Origin of the sequence: Pandoraea sp. (assembly GCF_004297875.1) — a bacterium.
Classification (GTDB): domain Bacteria; phylum Pseudomonadota; class Gammaproteobacteria; order Burkholderiales; family Burkholderiaceae; genus Pandoraea.
Genome location: NZ_SCSK01000035.1, coordinates 122,328 through 141,400 on the forward strand (window position 1 = coordinate 122,328; position 19,073 = coordinate 141,400).

A 19,073-nucleotide genomic window follows, 5' to 3' on the forward strand; every position below is an offset into this window, starting at 1 on the left:
ATGAAACGCGCCATTCGACCCGCGCCGGGGCGCGGGCAGGCCCCCTTTCGCCCAAATTTCGGCACTGCGTCGCTTGCCCGTCGCCTCGGCGTGCTGTTGGTCACGGCCCTGGTCTGTCATGGCACACTGAGCGCCTCACAACCGGAAGCCGGTCACGTCAAGTTCGACAGCGACATGCTCAAGGCGCGCGGCATCGATCCGGCCACTGCCGTCTATTTCAGTCAGGCGGCGCGCTTCAGGCCGGGTACGTCGCCCGTCACCCTGACCGTCAACGGCATGCGCAAGGGGACCGTCGACGCCCGCTTCGGTACCCACGGCGAACTCTGTTTCGATCGCGAATTGCTCGATCGCGCCGGGCTGCGGGTGCCTGGAGAGCTGCCGGCAGCGCCACCCGCGAACGTGCCAGCCGCGCCGGACGCACTGCCGCCCCGACCCGCTCCCAGCGCCGTCGGTTCATCGGTATGGCCGCTCGAACCCAATGCACTGGCTGAGGATGGCGCCAGTGTCGACATTGCCGCCGCCAGTCATCGCGGCGGCGATCGCCAAGGCGATGGCAAAACCATCAAGGCCCCACGCGCCGGCGACGCGCCTGCACGCGGGGATACGCCCGTTGCGCCAGCCGAGATCGATGTTTCGGTGGCGGGCGATGCAACTGCCAATGCACGGCCTGCCTGCTACGACTACCGGCTGGCCTATCCACAAACCGTGGTGACGCTTCACCCCAACGAAGCGGCCATCGAATTGATCGTACCGGGCGAAGCACTGCGCGCGCCCGAGACCACGCTCTCGGGATATACCACCGGAGGCACCGCGGCGTTACTGAACTATGACATCCAGGCGTCGGACAATCGTGCGTGGGGCAAGGTCAATCGCTATGCCGTGGCCGCCACCGATGTGGGCTTCAATAGTGGCGACTGGCTCGTGCGCAGCCGCCAGACCTTCACCCAGCTCAACGGAAAATCGAGCTGGAATTATCTTCACACTTACGTGCAACGCACCTTCGTCGATGCCAGATCGATCATGCAGGCGGGCGAAATCACGCTCGGCAGTTCGCTGTTCGCAGGCATTCCTTTGCACGGCGTTCAGCTCATGCCCGAGCGGGCCTTGACGGAGGCCGCGTCGGCCAGCGCAGGGGCCGTGGTGCGCGGCATTGCGCAAACCCAGGCACGCGTCGAAGTCCATCAAAATGGCTCGCTGGTGTACTCCACGCTGGTGCCGCCCGGCCCTTTCGTGCTGGATCGCCTGCCGCTGCTCAGCGGCACCGGCGACCTGCAGGTCACGGTCATCGAGGCTACTGGCGAGCGACGCCAATTTACCGTACCTGCCGCGTCGTTCATGAATCACGGCATCGGCGCGCCGCAGGGCTTCTCGGTGGCCGTGGGCAAGGTGCGTCGCCCCGGAGGCAAGTCCGTCAGGCGCGGACGCGACATGCCCACGCCCTGGGTACTCAGTGCCAATCGCGGCTGGGCGCTGAGCCGCAACATCAATGCGGCAACCGGCTTATTGGTCACCAACCACTACCAGGCGCTGGGTCTGAGTCTCGACGCCAGGCTAATGGCCAACGCCACCGCGGCGATGCGGGTGTTACTGACGCGCGACAACGAACAGCGAGCTACTGGTACACAGATCACCGGTGGCCTGAATGCACGCTTGAGCGAGAATCTGTCCGCTTCGCTGTCGGCCACCCTGCAAACCTCGGGGTACCGCGGGCCGCTTGAGCAACCTCAGCGCGTCCGCGCGCAATACACGGCATCGCTGGCCTGGAATGCGGCTCGCGCGGGCGGCATGATGCTCAGCTACAGCCGTGCCACCTCCAGCAACGCGGGCCAGACGAGCCGCTTTTTTGGCTCCTGGAGCAACACGTTCGGTCCGGCCAATGTTTCATTCAATGCCGAGCATGAAACCGGCGCACGCCGCCCACGCAGTGCCGTGTATATCAACCTCAGCCTTTCGCTCGGCAAGCGTTACGTCAGTGGGTTTGCCAGTCAAACCGGCGATACAACGCGCTATGGCGCTCGCTTTAGCGAAAACGTCAGTGAAACGTTGAATTACAATGCCTCGGTCACTTCGACCAGCGACGCACGGCGTGCCGCCCTAACGGCGAATCTGAACTACTTGCCGCGCTACACGCAACTCGGCGTCGGCTACGGCTACTTCGGCGCAGGCAGCCATGCCTTCTCGGCCAGCGTGCGCGGCAGCGCCGTGGCGCATCGCGGTGGTGTGACGTTTTCGCCCTACCCGGTGCAAGACACTTTCGGCATCGTCTCGGTGGGCGAGATTGCCGGCGCGAAAATCCACACCCCGAGCGGGCCGGCGTGGACCGATGCCTGGGGCCGTGCCGTGGTTCCCGCGCTGCCGGCATACAGCGAAGCGCAACTGCAGCTGGCGACGACAGGCTTGCCGCGCAATATCGATGTAAAAAATGGTTCGTACACCCTAAAAGCGGGGCATGGATCCGTGAATTTCGTCGATTTCGAAGTCAGCCAGGTGCGACGGCTGTTGCTGAATGTGACTCTGCCCGACGGCCGCATGCCAGCCAAAGGCGCATCGGTCGTCGATAGCCGGGGTAATTTTGTCACCGCGGTGAACGGCAAAGGCAAAATATTTTTGAATCAGGGCAAGCCCAAATCAGCTTTGCGAGTCAAGCTCGATGAACAGCGCCATTGCGAACTGCGCTTCACGGTGCCGGAGAAGTTCGACGCTGGCCGATACTTCGAGGCTGTCGACGCGGTTTGCCAACCGCTGGCGCCGACGGCCGCTGCCGCAGAAGCTGCGGCGTCGGCCGCGACCAATCCCACGGAGCCGCTCCATGAAAATCTTTAACCTTCGCACCGTGCGGTGGCTGGCGCTGCCCACTACCGCAGTCATCACTGCGCTGGTCGCCGTGCCGTCACGTGCCGATCATGCCGAGTGCAAGCTCGTGCTCAACCAGCCTTCGATCGAATACGGCCAATTGACCCGAGGGCAATTGCTCGATTACGCGTCGGCATCGGGCGAGGCATCGCTCGACCCTAGATTCATCACACTGACGGCGACCTGCGGCAAGCCTGCCTCCATGAGCCTTTTTTTGCGCAGCGCAGCGGCCGATACGGAGCGCTTCCGCTTTGCCGAGCATGGCAGCTATACGGTCCGCCTGAGTGAGGCCCGTCTGGATGGTCAGCCAGTGCACTTGAGCGAGGTGAGTGCCGGTGGCCCCGGCCCTCTGATTGTGTCGCGATCCGAAACGACACTCCAGCTCAAACCCGGCTTCGGCGCTGCGCTGACCGCCCTCGACGGACAACCGGCCGTGGGCAGTCATTTGACCGCTCGAGTAGAAGTTCAGACCCGCATACCGGTCGAAGCCACGCGGGTATCCGGCATGCAGCGCTGGCAGGGCCGTGGCACCTTTGAACTGATCACGCGGTAAGGAGCCCGTGAATTCGGGCGCCGCGGCAGGTTGGCGCGCAGCTTAGTTGTAGACCAACTCCAACGTGGACAAGCCGTCCAACGGAATATCCGCACCCAGCGGCAAGTCGGAGAGCCTGTTCGCATAGGCGTCGACCTGGATCTTGCCAACGAGTTTGGTGAATGCGCTCGGATTGGTGCCCACACCTTCGGCCCACGCAAACACATCGCCGCTCTTCATGACGAAGCCGTCGCCGCTTTTCACCCAGTTGCTGCCATCCTGACGCAGCACGGTGGTATTCACGCTGTTCGCATTGCCTTTGAAGGAATCCGGCACCAAGGTCAGCGTATAGCCGCCCACTTTCGCATTGGTCTTGCCGTTGCCGCTGATTTGGCCGAGGCCGAACAACGCCCCTTTTGCCTCGGATGGCAAGCCTGTGCGGCCCATCGAGCTGGTGGCCTTGGTGTCGCTGATCTTCAAACGCACCGCGGCGGCTGTCGGGCACTCGATCGTCAGGTCGGTGCTCTTGGCACCCAAGTGCTTGGGCTCGGTCATCGAAAGATTTTTACCTTCGATGGTCTTATAGTCGACGCCTGCGGCATCGCCAAGCTTCGGCGTGCACGCCGGCGGTTTGATGGTGCCGCTCACTTTCAGAGGTATCGACTGGGCCATCACGGAGCCACACAGAACAGCCAGCAATGAAGCCGCTGCAAATTTCTTCGTGTTTTTCATAAGGTTGGATAGGATCAAAATGTAAAAGAGGTGGATCAAGCCATGCACCGAACAACACCGTCGCCCTCAGATCATCCCGCGCCATCCGGAGCGTGCTCGGTGGGCCGCAGCACAGCATCGCTGGTTCGGGTTCGGCGTTCAGTCACGACACCCCTTTCTGGCCGCTGGACAAACCTCGTCGTACCACAGTCAGGGGCATGAAAATTATGGAAAATTCCCGAAACCGTCGATACGAGATTGTTCTCGGCGCCCCTTCCGCGAGAGGCTTCGCACGATGGGAAAATGTCGCAGCACCAGGTTGCCGACGGCGCACAGTCGCTCGCTCGCGGCGGCGCCTCCAACGACAGAGGCCGCCCCCTGCACATGGGGCGGCCTCGTCAGCGTTCGTCCAGTTGGTCGTTGGTCTGCGCGTATTTATTGATAGATCATCTCCAGCGTCGCCAGGCCGTCGAGCTGAATATCGGAGTCCAGCGGCAAGTCGCTGAGCTTGTTGACGTAGGCATCGACGTGCAGCGTGCCGCTCAGCTTGGTAAATGCACCGGGCGCATCGCTCATGCCTTGCCCCCAGGAAAAAACGTCACCGCTACGCATGACTCTGCCGGTGCCGCCGCCGACCCAGCCGCGCCCCGATTGGCGCAACAATCGCAGCGGCAATCCGTTGCCACTGGCTCGAAATGAATCGGCGTCCAGGGTCAGTGTGTATGCGCCAATCTTGGCATTGCGCTTGCCTGCGCCACTGGCGCGCCCCAGTCCGAACGCGTGCCCCGCAACCGTGCCGGGCAACTCGGCGTTGCTCAATGCGGTAGCCGCTCGGGTATCGCTGACTTTGAGTCTGACGGTCATCGCACTCGGGCAGTCGATCGTCAGCGTGGTACTTCTGCGTCCCAGAAATTTCGCTTCATTGACAGACAAGGTTCTGCCGTCGATCACCCGATAATCGATGCCCGCGGTATCGCCAAGTTTCGGCACGCACGAGTCAGGCTTGATAAAGCCTCTGACCTGAACGCTCATCGACTGCGCCGCGGCCAGCCCGCTCAGCATCAGCAGCAGCGCCGCGGTCGTTGTTCTGGTCATCCTTGTCATGTCATGCGTCATTGGGAAATTGGCCGCGCGTGGCACGCATATGCCACGCGCGGCCAGCGCGAGTCGTTGGGAGGGATCGGGCACCATTGGTTCGCCCAACAGGCCAGCATAGCGCCATCGACCTGCCGTTGACACGTATTTGGAACCCGATCGGCATGACGATTATGCAAACTCCGGACTTGCTCCGACATCAGAATTGTCTCGGCACCCCTTCACTTCATACGCAGTCGAACTCAGATGAGTCTTCGGCGGTCGGGAAGCACGGGCAGGCTTCGCGGTCCCAGGTGCTCTCGCCGATGACGCCAGCGATACGAAATGCAAAGGCCCGCAATGCCGGGCAGCAATGCGGGCCTTCATACCGCCCCTGGGGGCGATGAGCAGCTTCGATTATTTCTTGCGCGCCGGTGGCACGTCGGTGCAAACACCTTCGAAAATTTCCGCCGCCATGCCGATCGACTCGGTCAGTGTCGGATGCGGATGAATCGTCTTGCCGATATCGACCGGGTCGGCCCCCATTTCGATCGCCAGACACAGTTCCCCGATCAGGTCGCCGGCATGCGTGCCGACGATGCCTCCGCCGATCAGGCGATGGGTCTGCTCATCGAACAACAGCTTGGTGAAACCCTCGTCGCGGCCATTGGCGATCGCGCGGCCGGAAGCAGCCCACGGGAACACCGCCTTGCCATATTTGATGCCCTCGGCCTTGCATTGCTCTTCCGTCTTGCCGGCCCAGGCCACCTCGGGATCGGTGTAGGCCACCGACGGAATCTGCAGCGCGTCGAAGTAGGATTTCTCGCCTGCGGCGGCCTCGGCCGCCACGTGCGCCTCGTGCACCGCCTTGTGTGCGAGCATCGGTTGGCCGACGATGTCGCCGATCGCGAAAATATGCGGCACATTGGTACGCATTTGCCTGTCGACGGCAATGAATCCCCGCTCGCTGACCGCCACGCCCGCCTTGTCGGCACCGATCTTGTTGCCGTTCGGGCTGCGCCCCACCGCCACCAGCACCAGGTCATAGCATTGCGCCTCGGCCGGCGCGGCTTCGCCCTCGAACTTCACGTAGATGCCGTCAGGCTTCGCGTCCACGGCGACGGTTTTGGTCTTGAGCATGACCTTGCCGAAGCGGCGGGCGTTGAATTTTTCCCACACCTTGACCAGATCCCGGTCGGCGCCCTGCATCAGGCCGTCGAGCATTTCCACCACGTCGATCTCGGCGCCCAGCGTGCTGTAGACAGTGGCCATCTCCAGCCCGATGATGCCGCCGCCGATCACCAGCATCTTCTTCGGCAGTTGGCGCAGCTCGAGGGCACCGGTCGAATCGACGATACGCGGGTCTTCGGGCACGAACGGCAGCTTGACCGCCTGCGAGCCGGCCGCGATGATCGCCTGCTGGAACTTGATGACCTGCTTGCCGCCGTCCGGCAACACGACTTCGAGATGGTGCGGATCGAGGAACGCGCCGACGCCACGCACCACTTGCACTTTGCGCGCCTTGGCCATGCCGGCCAGGCCGCCGGTGAGCTTGCCAACCACGCTATCCTTGAAGGCACGCAGCTTGTCGAGATCGATTTGCGGCTTGCCGAACGTGATGCCGTGGGCAGCCAGCGCGGCCGCTTCGTCCGTCACGGCAGCGGTGTGCAGCAAGGCCTTGGACGGAATGCAGCCGACGTTCAGGCACACGCCGCCCAGCGTCGCGTAGCGCTCCACCAGCACGGTGTTGCGCCCCAGATCGGCGCTGCGGAAAGCGGCGGAATATCCGCCGGGGCCGGCGCCGAGCACCAGCACATCGCATTCGATGTCCGCGCCGCCGCCGTGCTGCGCGGGTGCCGGCGCGGCAGCCGCCGGCTGAGGCTTCGGCGCCGGCGCGGCGTTTGCGGACGGCGCGGGCGCGGCCTGGGCGGCACCCGCCTCGACCAGCGCAATCACGGTGCCCTGGCTCACTTTGTCGCCGGCCTTGACGCGTATTTCCCTGACGACGCCAGCCTGCTCGCTCGGCACCTCCATGGTGGCCTTGTCGGTTTCGAGTGTGATCAACGATTGCTCTTTCTCAATCGTATCGCCCACTTTGATGAGCACTTCGATTACATCAACATCACTGAAGTCGCCGATATCCGGCACTTTGACTTCGATGAGACTCATTAGCTGTCTCCTGTCGCGTTTGGCGTTGGAATGGGAAAGGCGTGAATCTGGAACGGCCCGCCGGAGCTTTTGTCGAATTCGGCCCCGGCTTTGACGCCCAGCTCGGCGATGGCACTCGCATTCGGGGCCTGATCGTAGGCGGCATACATCGCGCCAAGCGCGAAGCTGCGTCCCGAGCCGATGCCCCAAAAGCGGTCGAAGGCAAACACCTCGCGGTACGAATACACACCGTAAATACCGCTCGGGTTGGCAATCAGGCAAGTAATCTGCGACGACTCGTACGGGTCGTCCTCTTCTTCCTTGGTGTTCAGGAAATATTCTTCCTTGAGCTTCTGATGCGCTTTGCAGAACGTGCGAAAAACTTCGTCACGCGAATGCAGTTTGCACTCGTCGCCCAATCCCGTGAGCAAGGCGCGCATGACCGGAAAATGCGCGGTGGTGCCAGCCAGGCCGATATACGAGTCGCCGATCTGGAAGATTTTGCGATTCGCTTCATAGGCCTGCGATAGGCGCGTCTCGCCAAACGTCACCAGCGAATCCGCGGCGATGGCGATTTCATTATGCTTGCGGACGACAACGACGGTGGTCATGGCGATTTCCCTGCGCGGTCAGAACCCGGCATCGGGGGCCGGCGCCGGCGCAAGCCGGCACCGAAACCCCGAGCCGTCAGAGCATCGCCCGACGGAAGTCATGCAGCAGTTGCGCCAGATAAGTGTTGAAGCGCGCCGCCTCCGCCCCGTCGATCACACGATGATCATACGACAGCGACAACGGCAATATCAGGCGCGGCACGAACTGCTGACTGGCGTCGTCCCACACCGGCTGCTGGCTGGAACGGCACACGCCGAGAATGGCTACCTCCGGCGCGTTGATGATCGGCGTGAAATAGGTCCCGCCGATGCCGCCCAGTGACGAGATCGAGAAGCATCCGCCTTGCATCTGATCGGGTTTGAGTTTGCCGTCACGCGCCGCCTTGGCCAGTTCCGAAGTCTCGCGGGCAATCTCGAACACGCCCTTCTTGTCGGCATCCTTGATGACCGGGACCACCAGCCCATTGGGCGTGTCGGCGGCAAAGCCGATGTTGAAGTATTGCTTGTAGACCAGATTGTCGCCGTCGAGGCTGGCATTGAAGGTCGGGAACTTCTTCAACGCGGCAACGCAAGCCTTGATAAGGAAGGCCAGCAATGTCACCTTGACGCCCGACTTCTCGTTTTCCTTGTTCAACAACACGCGGAACGCTTCGAGATCCGTGATATCGGCGTTGTCGTTGTTGGTGACATGGGGAATCATCACCCAGTTGCGATGCAGATTGGCACCGGAGATTTTCTTGATGCGCGACAGCGGCTTGGGGTCGATCGGGCCGAATTTGGCGAAATCGATTTTCGGCCACGGCAGCAAATCCAGGCCGGCGCCGCCGGCCGTCTGGGCCGGCGCGGCGCCACCCTGGCCGCTCATGGCTCGCTTGATGAACGCGCGCACGTCGTCCAGCGTGATGCGGCCTTTCGGACCGCTGCCCGGCACACGCGCCACGTCGACGCCCAGCTCGCGCGCGAATTTGCGCACCGACGGACTAGCGTGGCTGATCATATGCTCGCCCTCCTGAACCAGCGGCACCAACGGTGCGGCGGGTTCAGCGGCCTTCACCGGCGCGAGCGTCTTGGACGCTTCGACCTGCGGCGCGGCAGCCGCCGGCGCCGCCGGTTGACTTTGCGCCGGCGCGGCACCGCCTTCGAGCAGGATAATCACACTGCCTTCGGATACGGTGTCGCCGACTTTGACCTTGAGTTCCTTGACCACGCCGGCCGACGGACTGGGCACGTCCATGGTGGCCTTGTCGGACTCGAGCGTGATCAGCGATTGCTCGGCCTCGACCTTGTCGCCGGCCTTGACCAGGACTTCGATAACCGGCACATCGTTGTACCCGCCGATATCCGGCACCTTGACCTCGGTCGTGTCGCCAGCGGCTGCGGGGGCCATCGGCGTTGCCGGCGCTGCCGCGGCAGCTGCAGGCGCGGCCGGGGCCGGCGAGCTGGCGGCCGCTTTGCCGTTGACGGGAGCAGGCGCTGCGCCGTTGGCCGACTCCAGCATGATGATGAGCGAGCCCTCGGATACCGTATCACCAACCTTGACCTTGACGTCCTTGACGATGCCGGCCGACGGGCTCGGCACGTCCATGGTCGCCTTGTCGGATTCGAGGGTGACCAGCGAGGTTTCCGCCTCGACCCGGTCGCCCGCCTTCACCAGGACTTCGATAACCGGCACATCGTTGTACCCGCCGATGTCCGGCACCTTGACTTCAATTACTTGACTCATTTCTGACAGTCTCCTCGCGTCTGCCCGCACTGCGAAGGGCGCGCCGATGCACGGGCGCGCCCTTCGCCGCTCAAAGGCAGCTTACACGGTCATCGGGTTGGGTTTTTTCGGATCGAGCCCGTACTTGGCAATTGCTTCGGCGACCTTGGCCGCAGCGATCGTTCCCTCGTCGGCCAGCGCCTTGAGCGCTGCCACGGTGACCCAGTGGCGGTCGACCTCGAAGAAATGACGCAATTTCTCGCGCGTGTCGGAGCGGCCAAAACCATCGGTGCCCAGCACCACGTAGCGCTGCGACAGGAACGGGCGAATCTGGTCGGCGTAGGTGCGCACATAGTCGGTAGAGGCGATGACCGGCCCACGCGCGTCCTTCAAGCATGCTTCGACATGCGATTGACGCGGTGTTTCAGTCGGATGCAGCAGATTGTAGCGCGCCACATCATGGCCTTCGCGCGCCAGTTCGGTGAAGCTCGGGCAGCTCCACAGATCGGCGTCGACACCCCAGTCGTTCTTCAGCAGCGCGGCGGCTTCGACCACTTCGTTGAAGATCGTGCCAGAACCCAGCAGTTGCACGTGCGGGGCCTTCTTGCTCTCCTCACCGCGCTTGAACAGATACATGCCTTTGACGATGTCCTTCTCCACGCCCTCGGGCAAGCCGGGTTGCGCGTAGTTTTCGTTCATCACGGTAATGTAGTAATACACGTCTTCCTGTTCCTGCACCATGCGGCGCAGGCCGTCTTGCACGATCACCGCCAGCTCGTAGCCGTAGGCCGGATCGTACGAGATGCAGTTCGGGATCGCCGATGACCACAGCAATGAGTGGCCGTCCTCGTGCTGCAGGCCCTCGCCGTTGAGCGTCGTGCGCCCGGCCGTGCCACCGATCAGGAAACCGCGGGAGCGCATGTCGCCGGCAGCCCAGGCCAGATCGCCGATACGCTGGAAGCCGAACATCGAGTAGAAGACGTAGAACGGGATCATTTGCTCGCCATGCGTCGAATACGACGTGGCGGCCGCGATCCAGTCGCACATGCCGCCGGCTTCGTTGATCCCCTCCTGCAGGATCTGACCGTTCTCGGATTCCTTGTAGAACATCAACTGGTCCTGGTCCTGCGGGACGTACTTCTGACCTTGCTGGCTCCAGATGCCAATTTGACGGAACAATCCTTCCATGCCGAAGGTGCGCGACTCGTCGGGCACGATCGGTACGATGCGCTGCCCAAGCACCTTGTCCTTGAGCAGAATGTTCAGCACCCGCACGAACGCCATGGTGGTCGAGATTTCACGCCCTTCGGCGGTCGCCTTGAGCACCGGCTCGAATGCCGACAGCGCAGGCACCGGCAACGAGGCCGCCTTGCCGCGCCGGGCGGGCAGATAGCCGCCGAGCTCCATGCGGCGAGCGCGCATATATTCGAGTTCCTTGGAGCCCTCTTCGAATTTCACGTATGGCACGTCGGCGATCTGCTCGTCGGTGATAGGCAGCTTGAACTGGTCACGGAATTTCTTCAGTGCCTCCACCGGCATCTTCTTTTGCTGGTGGGTGATGTTCATCGCCTGGCCAGCTTCGCCCATGCCGTAACCCTTGATGGTCTTGGCCAGGATCACGGTCGGCTGCCCCTTGTGATTGGTCGCCTGCTGGAACGCCGCATAGATCTTGTGCGGGTCGTGGCCGCCGCGATTCAGGTTCCAGATGTCTTCGTCGGAGTAATCGGCCACCATCGCCTTCAACTCCGGCGAGTTGAAGAAGTGCTCGCGCACATAGGCGCCGTCCTTGGACTTGTAGGTTTGGTATTCGCCGTCCACGCACTGCATCATGCGCTTCATCAGCAGGCCCTTCTTGTCGCGCGCGAGCAGGGCATCCCAGCGACTGCCCCAGATGACCTTGATGACATTCCAGCCAGCGCCGCGGAATTCCGATTCCAGTTCCTGGATGATCTTGCCGTTGCCGCGCACCGGACCGTCCAGGCGCTGCAGGTTGCAGTTGACCACGAAAATCAGGTTGTCGAGCTGTTCGCGCCCAGCCATGCCGATGGCGCCGAGCGATTCCGGTTCATCGGTCTCGCCGTCGCCCAGGAAGGCCCACACTTTGCGACCGTCGGTTTTCAGTACGCCCCGGCTTTCCATGTATTTCATGAAGCGGGCTTGATAAATTGCCATGATCGGGCCAAGGCCCATCGAAACGGTCGGAAATTGCCAGAAATCCGGCATCAGCCACGGGTGCGGGTAGGACGGGATGCCGTGGCCATCGACTTCCTGGCGGAAGCTGTCGAGTTGCTTTTCGGTCAGGCGGCCCAGCAGGAATGCGCGGCTGTAGATGCCCGGCGACGAGTGGCCCTGGACGAAAATCAGGTCGCCACCGTGCTTGTCGGACGGCGCATGCCAAAAGTGATTGAACCCGACGTCGTAAAGCGTGGCGGCCGAAGCGAACGAAGCGATATGGCCGCCCACGTTGGTGGTCTTGCCGGCGCGCAGCACCATCGCGATCGCGTTCCAGCGCGTGTAAGAGCGCACCCGGTGCTCGATCTCCTGGTCGCCCGGGATATGGGCTTGCTGATCGAGCGGGATAGTGTTGATGTACGGCGTATTAGCGGAGAACGGCAAGTGTTCGCCATTCACGCGCGCATATTCAATCAGCTTTTCGAGCAGGTAGTGCGCCCGCCCCGGACCTTCGGCGCTAAGAACACCTTCCAGGGATTCAAGCCATTCTTTGGTCTCTTGGGGATCGGCGTCCTGCTCGGACACGTATTTCAAAACTTCATCAGGTACGGCGGACATGGTTGTCTCCTGTCTGTCGTGAGAGTGGGCGACGCGGTCGAGCCTGTTTCGAGCACAGCAGGCTCGCCGACCTTATGCCGCGCCATTGTACGGAGTACGCAGGGCGAAGCGCAAGAAAAATTTCAAATTACGGTATATGTTTTTATAATATGAAATATCGCGCCGCAGTGCAGCAAAAATTGCAGCGCAATTTTTCGACCCCCAATCCCTGCATTGACCTACCGTAGGCGTTTCACCGCGATTTGACAATGGGCGCGCAAAGGGTCAACGGGCGCAGGCAATGACGCCGTCTGAGCTACAATCTTGGGATGTTTCCGCACCGCCTTGCCACTCCCGCCCCCCCCACACGGCCGAATCACGCAGCCGGCCGTTCGAACCGCTGGCTGCAGGGCTTTGCGGAATCGCATTACTACCTGTTGGTGCCGCTCGCCTCCATTGTGATCTTTCTGGTGGTCATGAGCTTGATTCTATGGAGCCTGAATCGCCGCGAGGCCGAGCAGCAGCAAGACACCCTGTATCGGAATGTGGCCTGGGCGCAGCAACAGATCCGCCTGAACATGCTGTCAATCCAGGATCAGATCAGCTCGCTCGCGCGCGACACCGCTGCTGCCCCGCAGAGTCTTGGACATTTCGCCAGTGCGGCCGACGAGATGATGCAGAATCATCCCGACATCGTGTTCATGAACTGGCTCAATGCCGAGCAACGGCCGCAGTGGGCGGTGCCAACCGATTCGCCATTTGCATCGCGACTTCAGGCGAGCAAGGACAGTCCGATGGAGGATGCTTTGCTGGTGGCGTTTCGTGCCGCCCGCGACTCGCGGCGCCCCGCCTATTCGACGCTGCTTTATGACGCTTCGGGCATGTCCTACATTGCGCTCGAAGTGCCCGTGCTGCGCGGCCGCGAATTCCTCGGCACGATCGGCGTGGTGTATTCGGTCGAGGGCATACTGATTCATGAGTTGCCGCAGGAGCTGGGCAACAAGTTCAAGGTCTCGTTCGTCGATACGCACAACAAGGAGCTGGCCACCACATCGACCCGGCCGCCGTCGCCGCGCGACGTTTCCTCCGAACTGCTGCTCGATCCGCCCGGGCATAGCCTGCTGGTGCGGGTCTACTCGTATCCGTCGGTGGGCAACTTTGTCAATAACACCCTGGTTTGGCTGATTGTCGGCCTGTCGTGCTTCGTGCTCTGGAGTCTTTGGAGCCTGTGGCGTCACACACGGCAGCGCTTCGAGGCACAACAGGCCCTGTTCAACGAAACGTCGTTTCGCCGGGCGATGGAAAATTCCATCGTGATCGGCATGCGGGTGCTGGATCTGCAAGGCCACATCACCTACGTCAACCCGGCGTTTTGCCGAATGACGGGCTGGGACGAAGCCGACCTCCTGGGACATGCGCCGCCCTATCCGTACTGGCCGGATGACGATATCTACGAGATGCAGCGTCGCATCGACATGACCTTGCGCGGCAAGGCCCCGTCGCATGGATTCGAAATCCGTGTGCGGCGCAAGAACGGCTCGGTGTTCTATGCGCGCATGTTTGTCTCGCCGCTGGTCGACGCGCATGGCAGGCAAACCGGCTGGATGTCGTCGCTGACCGATATCAGTGAACCCAAGCGCGCTCGCGAGGAACTGGCCGCTGCCCATGAGCGCTTCACCACAGTGCTCGAGAGTCTCGACGCATCGGTCTCGGTGCTGGCGGTCGACAAGGCCGAGTTGCTGTTCGCCAATCGCTATTACCGGCAACTGTTCGGCACGCGTCCGGAGGGGCACCTCGAGCTGTCGGATGGCGCGCTTGAGTCGGCGCAAGTGTCGAGCGATTCGATCGACATGGTGGACGCTTACGCTGGACTGCCGGCCGTAGCGCTGACTGATACGGCTTCCGAAACGCAGGAGATCTATCTGCCCAGCCGTCAGAAATGGTTCGAGGTTCGGCGGCAGTATATCCAATGGGTGGACGGTCACTTGGCACAACTGCAGGTAGCCACTGATATCACCGCGCGGCGTCAGGCCGAGGAGCTGGCGCGCCAGGAAGAAGAGCGCTTGCAATTCACCGGCCGACTGATGACAATGGGCGAGATGGCCTCTTCCTTGGCCCACGAGTTGAATCAGCCATTGGCCGCAATCAATAATTACTGCATGGGAACGGCCGCGTTGGTGCGAGCCGGACGCACCAGCCCCGAGACGTTGCTGCCGGCGCTCGAAAAAACCTCTCAACAGGCGGTGCGGGCGGGCATGATCATCAAGCGTATCCGCTCGTTCGTCAAACGCAGCGAGCCAAAACGCCAACCCACGAGCATTTATGAAATCGTCGCAGATGCGGTGGGACTGGCGGAAATCGAGGCGCGCAAGCGGCGCATCCGCATCGTGACGGAACTCCCGGCGGGTCTGCCGCAAATTTTTGTCGACCCGGTGCTGATCGAGCAGGTTTTGGTGAATCTGCTCAAAAACGCGGCCGAGGCGATGCAAAACCATACGCCGCCCCCAGGCCTGCGACGTGACCTATCGATTCGCCTGCATGTGCGCCGACAGGAGAAAGCCATCGAGTTCACTGTTGTCGACCATGGTCCGGGAGTCGACGAGACCACCATCGAACGCCTGTTCGAACCATTTTTCAGTACGAAATCCGATGGCATGGGCATGGGGTTGAATATCTGCCGCTCAATCATCGAATCCCATCATGGCCGCCTGTGGGTGGAAAACAACTATGCCGGGGACGTGCGCAGCGGCTGCACGTTTTTTATCCTATTACCATTTGACGCCGATACTTCATCCGTGGGGGAAGCATGACTGCCAGCAACAACAACACTGATCAAGAAACCGTCTTTATTGTCGACGACGATGAAGCCGTTCGTGACTCGCTGCGCTGGTTACTCGAAGCCAACGGGTATCACGTGCGCAGCTTCGACAGTGCCGAGCAGTTCCTGGCGCATTACGACCGGCGGCAGGTGGCGTGCCTGATCCTCGACGTACGCATGCCCGGAATGAATGGACTCGAGTTGCAGGAGCATCTGCTGGCCCAGAATATCTCGATCCCGACGATTTTTGTCACCGGACATGGCGATGTACCGATGGCGGTCAACACCATGAAAAAGGGCGCGATGGATTTCATCGAAAAACCGTTCGACGCAGCCGAGTTGCGCGTGCTGGTCGAGCGCATGTTGGGCAAGGCCCGGCTTGACGCCAGCAGTCAGCGCGAACAGCAGGCGGCCGACGAACTGCTGGCGCGCCTGACCGGACGCGAGCAACAGGTGCTCGAACGTATCATCGCCGGCCGGCTGAACAAGCAGATTGCCGACGACCTCGGCATCAGCATCAAGACAGTCGAGGCCCACCGCGCCAATATCATGGAAAAGCTCAACGTCAACACGGTCGCCGACCTGCTGCGTTTGGCCTTGTCCAAGCGCTCCTGAGCGCCGCGCCACCGGCACAACGCAATATTCGATCGACGGTTCGAGACGCCCTGGCGCGGGCGTCGCCGGCCCTGGTTTACTTCTCGTGTGATTCACCACCATGACTGCTACCCTGCTTGACGGCAACGCGCTTGCCAAAAAACTACGTGCCGACGTCGCTGCCCGAGCGGCGAAACTCACCGCCCGCGGCCACCAGCCTGGCCTGGCCGTGATACTGGTCGGCGAAGATCCCGCCAGCCAGGTCTACGTCCGCAACAAGGTCAAGGCGTGCGAAGACAATGGCATTTATTCGGTGTTCGATCGATTCCCTGCCGACTTGCCCGAGGCCAGGCTGCTCGCACGCATTGCCGAACTCAATGCCGATCCGAAGGTGCATGGCATTCTGGTGCAGTTGCCGCTGCCCAAGCACATCGACAGCCATAAGGTGCTGGAGGCGATTGCACCGGAAAAAGACGTCGACGGGTTTCATGTCGCCAACGCCGGCGCGCTGATGACAGGCGCGCCATTGTTTCGGCCTTGCACCCCTTACGGCTGCATGAAAATGCTGGAATCCATCGATTTCCCGCTGCGTGGCGCCCGCGCCGTGGTGGTGGGCGCCTCGAACATCGTCGGCAAGCCGATGGCGATGATGCTGTTGCAGGCCGGCGCGACGGTGACCATTTGCAATAGTAAAACCCGCGATCTGGCCGCGCACACGCGCGAAGCCGACGTCATCGTCGCCGCGGTCGGTCGGCGCAATCTGATTATGGCCGAGATGGTCAAACCGGGTGCCGTGGTAATCGACGTCGGCATGAACCGCGACGATCAAGGCAAGTTGTGCGGCGACGTCGACTTCGCCGCCGTCAAGGAAGTCGCGGGCTGGATCACGCCGGTTCCGGGAGGGGTTGGCCCAATGACGATTACGATGCTGCTGGTCAATACGCTGGAGGCGGCAGAACGAGCCGCGGGCTGATTGGCCAACAGGCATGGCGGTGCAGCCTCGACGGCACCGCCATGCCCCAGACCCGCTGCGTCCCGGTTGAGGCAGGCTATCGGCGCCGCAGATAAAAACGACTGGAAAAATCGGCTGCTTGCCCCCACACTCATCAATAAGTTCGATTTCACGGATATGCAACCCATGAGTGCTCACGATGCCGCCAATCCGCTGTTGGATTTTTCGGATTTACCCCGTTTTGGCTCGATTCGACCGGAACATATCACGCCGGCCATCGATGTTCTGCTGGCCAAAGCGCGCGCGGCGGTCGAGCACGTCGCTGACCCTGCCACACCCGGCACGTGGCGCGACGTTGTCGACGCGTTGGAAGAAGGCACCGAAGGACTCGGTCGAGCCTGGGGCGTCATCAATCACCTCACCGCGGTAGTCGACACGCCGTCGCTGCGCGCGGCCCATGGCGAGAATCTGCCGCGTGTGACTGAATTCTGGTCATCGCTCGGGCAAAATCTGGCCTTGTACGAAAAATACAAGGCGATCGCCAACGGGTCCGAATACGCCGGCCTGTCGGCAGCCCGCAAGAAAATTCTCGAGAACGAGTTGCGCGGATTCCGCCTGGGCGGCGCCGAGTTGCCCGAGTCCGAGAAGCCTCGCTTCGCAGCGATTCAGGAACGGCAGGCCGCCCTTGGCAAAGCCTTTTCCGATCACGTGCTCGATGCCACGAATGCCTTCGCCCGCTATGTCGAGAACGAAGCCGAATTGGCCGGGCTGCCGGACGACGTCAAGGATGCCGCCCGTGAAGCAGCCAGTAAGGACGGGAAACCGGGCTGGAAATTCACACTCCATTTTCCGTCGTATTTCCCCGTGTTGCAGTACGCGGATAACCGTCCATTGCGTGAAGCGATGTACAAAGCCAATGTGACGCGGGCCTCGGAATTGGCGCCCGAGTATGGCGCGGGCGAGGCGACCTGGGACAACACCGCGATCATTACCGAGCAGCTCGCGTTGCGGCGCGAGGAAGCCCAAATGCTCGGGTTTGCCAACTATGCCGACGTATCGCTCGAGCCGAAGATGGCGGAGTCCCCCGCTCAGGTGTTGGGGTTCCTTGAGGATCTGGCACGCCGTGCCCGTCCGTATGCGGAAAAAGACTGGGCCGAGCTGACGGCGTTTGCCGCCCGGGAGTTCGGCCTGACGACGCTCGAGCCGTGGGACGTGACCTACGTCTCCGAAAAGCTGCGCCAACGGCAGTACGCGTTCTCCGAAAACGAGGTACGGCAGTACTTCCCGCAGCCCAAGGTGCTGGAGGGCCTGTTTCGCGTCGCGTCCACCCTGTTCGACGTGACCATTCGCCCGGACAGCGCCGAAGTGTGGCATCCCGACGTGCGCTTTTTCCGCATTGAGAATTCGGCTGGGGAGCTCGTCGCGCAGTTCTACCTCGATCTTTACGCGCGCGAGGGCAAGCGTGGCGGCGCATGGATGGACGATGCGCGCCCCCGCAAGCGGCTCGGCGACGGGCACCTGCAAACGCCGGTGGCCTATCTAACCTGCAACTTCCCGGCCCCAGTCAATGGCAAGCCCGCCCTTTTCACGCACGACGATGTCATTACGCTGTTCCACGAGTTCGGACATGGCTTGCACCATATGCTGACGCAGGTGGAGGATGCCGGAGTGTCGGGCATCAATGGCGTGGAGTGGGACGCGGTCGAGCTGCCATCGCAATTCATGGAAAATTTCTGCTGGGAATGGGACGTGCTGAAGCACATGACCGCCCATGCGGAGACGGGAGCGGCGTTGCCGCGCCCGCTGTTCGACAAAATGGTCGCCGCCCGAAATTTCCAGAGTGGCTTGATGATGCTGCGCCAAATTGTCTTCTCGGATTTCGACATGCGCCTGCATGCCGACTTCGATCCGAATGGGCCGAAAACCGTACTGGCGCTCTCGCGAGAAACCAATGACAGGCTGCACGTGCTGCCGCAAGCGCCCTTCTCGCGGTGGCCCAACACGTTCAGTCATATTTTTGCCGGCGGGTATGCAGCCGGCTACTACAGTTACAAATGGGCGGAAGTGCTGTCGGCCGATGCCTACGCCGCCTTCGAAGAGGCGGCCCGTCGTACCGGTACGGTGCTCGACGCGCAGATCGGCGCTCGCTATCGTGACGAAATTCTGGCGGTCGGTGGCAGCCGCCAGGCAATCGACTCGTTCAAGGCATTCCGCGGGCGAGCGCCGACGGTCGATGCGCTGTTGCGGCACAGCGGCATGGCGGCCTGAGGTGTGCATGCCGAGTATCGTCGCGACGATTCGCGGGTTAT

General features: G+C 62.0%; 12 protein-coding genes. 6 read left to right on the forward strand and 6 right to left on the reverse strand.

Annotated elements, in window-relative coordinates:
• Together EPN80_RS09765 and EPN80_RS09770 are read left to right on the forward strand one after the other, a co-directional pair.
• On the forward strand, positions 1 to 2,823 hold the full coding sequence (locus EPN80_RS09765; protein WP_293026221.1) for a fimbria/pilus outer membrane usher protein: 2,823 nt from the start codon (positions 1 to 3) through the stop codon (positions 2,821 to 2,823).
• Positions 2,810 to 3,406, forward strand: coding sequence for a hypothetical protein (locus tag EPN80_RS09770; RefSeq protein ID WP_293026223.1), 597 nt, complete (start codon positions 2,810 to 2,812; stop codon positions 3,404 to 3,406). The genes EPN80_RS09765 and EPN80_RS09770 overlap by 14 nt, the downstream gene beginning before the upstream one ends.
• A 42-nt stretch (positions 3,407 to 3,448) precedes the next feature.
• Here the strand turns inward: EPN80_RS09770 and EPN80_RS09775 are convergent, their stop codons facing one another.
• From EPN80_RS09775 to aceE, 6 genes are all read right to left on the reverse strand, one after another.
• Positions 3,449 to 4,156, reverse strand: a complete 708-nt coding sequence (locus tag EPN80_RS09775; RefSeq protein ID WP_293026225.1) for a DUF1120 domain-containing protein — start codon at positions 4,154 to 4,156, stop codon at positions 3,449 to 3,451.
• A 375-nt stretch (positions 4,157 to 4,531) separates the two neighbouring features.
• A complete protein-coding gene (locus EPN80_RS09780; protein ID WP_293026226.1) occupies positions 4,532 to 5,191 on the reverse strand; it encodes a DUF1120 domain-containing protein in 660 nt (219 codons plus the stop codon).
• Positions 5,192 to 5,587: 396 nt separating this feature from the next.
• Complete coding sequence (gene lpdA / locus EPN80_RS09785) at positions 5,588 to 7,339, reverse strand: dihydrolipoyl dehydrogenase (RefSeq protein WP_293026228.1); 1,752 nt, start codon at positions 7,337 to 7,339, stop codon at positions 5,588 to 5,590.
• Complete coding sequence (locus tag EPN80_RS09790) at positions 7,339 to 7,929, reverse strand: MFS transporter (protein WP_293026230.1); 591 nt, start codon at positions 7,927 to 7,929, stop codon at positions 7,339 to 7,341. The genes lpdA and EPN80_RS09790 overlap by 1 nt, the downstream gene beginning before the upstream one ends.
• A gap of 76 nt (positions 7,930 to 8,005) precedes the next feature.
• The gene (gene aceF, locus EPN80_RS09795) at positions 8,006 to 9,652 is read right to left on the reverse strand and encodes a dihydrolipoyllysine-residue acetyltransferase (protein ID WP_293026232.1); all 1,647 of its coding nucleotides are present in this window, start codon (positions 9,650 to 9,652) and stop codon (positions 8,006 to 8,008) included.
• 81 nt (positions 9,653 to 9,733) lie between these two features.
• A complete protein-coding gene (aceE, locus tag EPN80_RS09800; protein WP_293026234.1) occupies positions 9,734 to 12,421 on the reverse strand; it encodes a pyruvate dehydrogenase (acetyl-transferring), homodimeric type in 2,688 nt (895 codons plus the stop codon).
• 308 nt (positions 12,422 to 12,729) lie between these two features.
• On the opposite strand from aceE, the gene EPN80_RS09805 reads away from it, so the two are divergent.
• The 4 genes from EPN80_RS09805 to EPN80_RS09820 all read left to right on the forward strand — a co-directional run bounded on the left by EPN80_RS09805 (position 12,730) and on the right by EPN80_RS09820 (position 19,032).
• Complete coding sequence (locus tag EPN80_RS09805) at positions 12,730 to 15,210, forward strand: PAS domain-containing sensor histidine kinase (RefSeq protein ID WP_293026236.1); 2,481 nt, start codon at positions 12,730 to 12,732, stop codon at positions 15,208 to 15,210.
• Complete coding sequence (locus tag EPN80_RS09810) at positions 15,207 to 15,833, forward strand: response regulator transcription factor (RefSeq protein WP_047212993.1); 627 nt, start codon at positions 15,207 to 15,209, stop codon at positions 15,831 to 15,833. Before EPN80_RS09805 ends, EPN80_RS09810 begins: the two co-directional genes overlap by 4 nt.
• A gap of 100 nt (positions 15,834 to 15,933) precedes the next feature.
• Positions 15,934 to 16,785, forward strand: a complete 852-nt coding sequence (gene folD / locus EPN80_RS09815) for a bifunctional methylenetetrahydrofolate dehydrogenase/methenyltetrahydrofolate cyclohydrolase FolD (RefSeq protein WP_293026239.1) — start codon at positions 15,934 to 15,936, stop codon at positions 16,783 to 16,785.
• A 165-nt stretch (positions 16,786 to 16,950) separates the two neighbouring features.
• Entirely contained in the window at positions 16,951 to 19,032 is a 2,082-nt protein-coding gene (locus EPN80_RS09820; protein WP_293026241.1) for a M3 family metallopeptidase, read from the forward strand.
• The last annotated feature ends 41 nt before the right edge of the window (positions 19,033 to 19,073 follow it).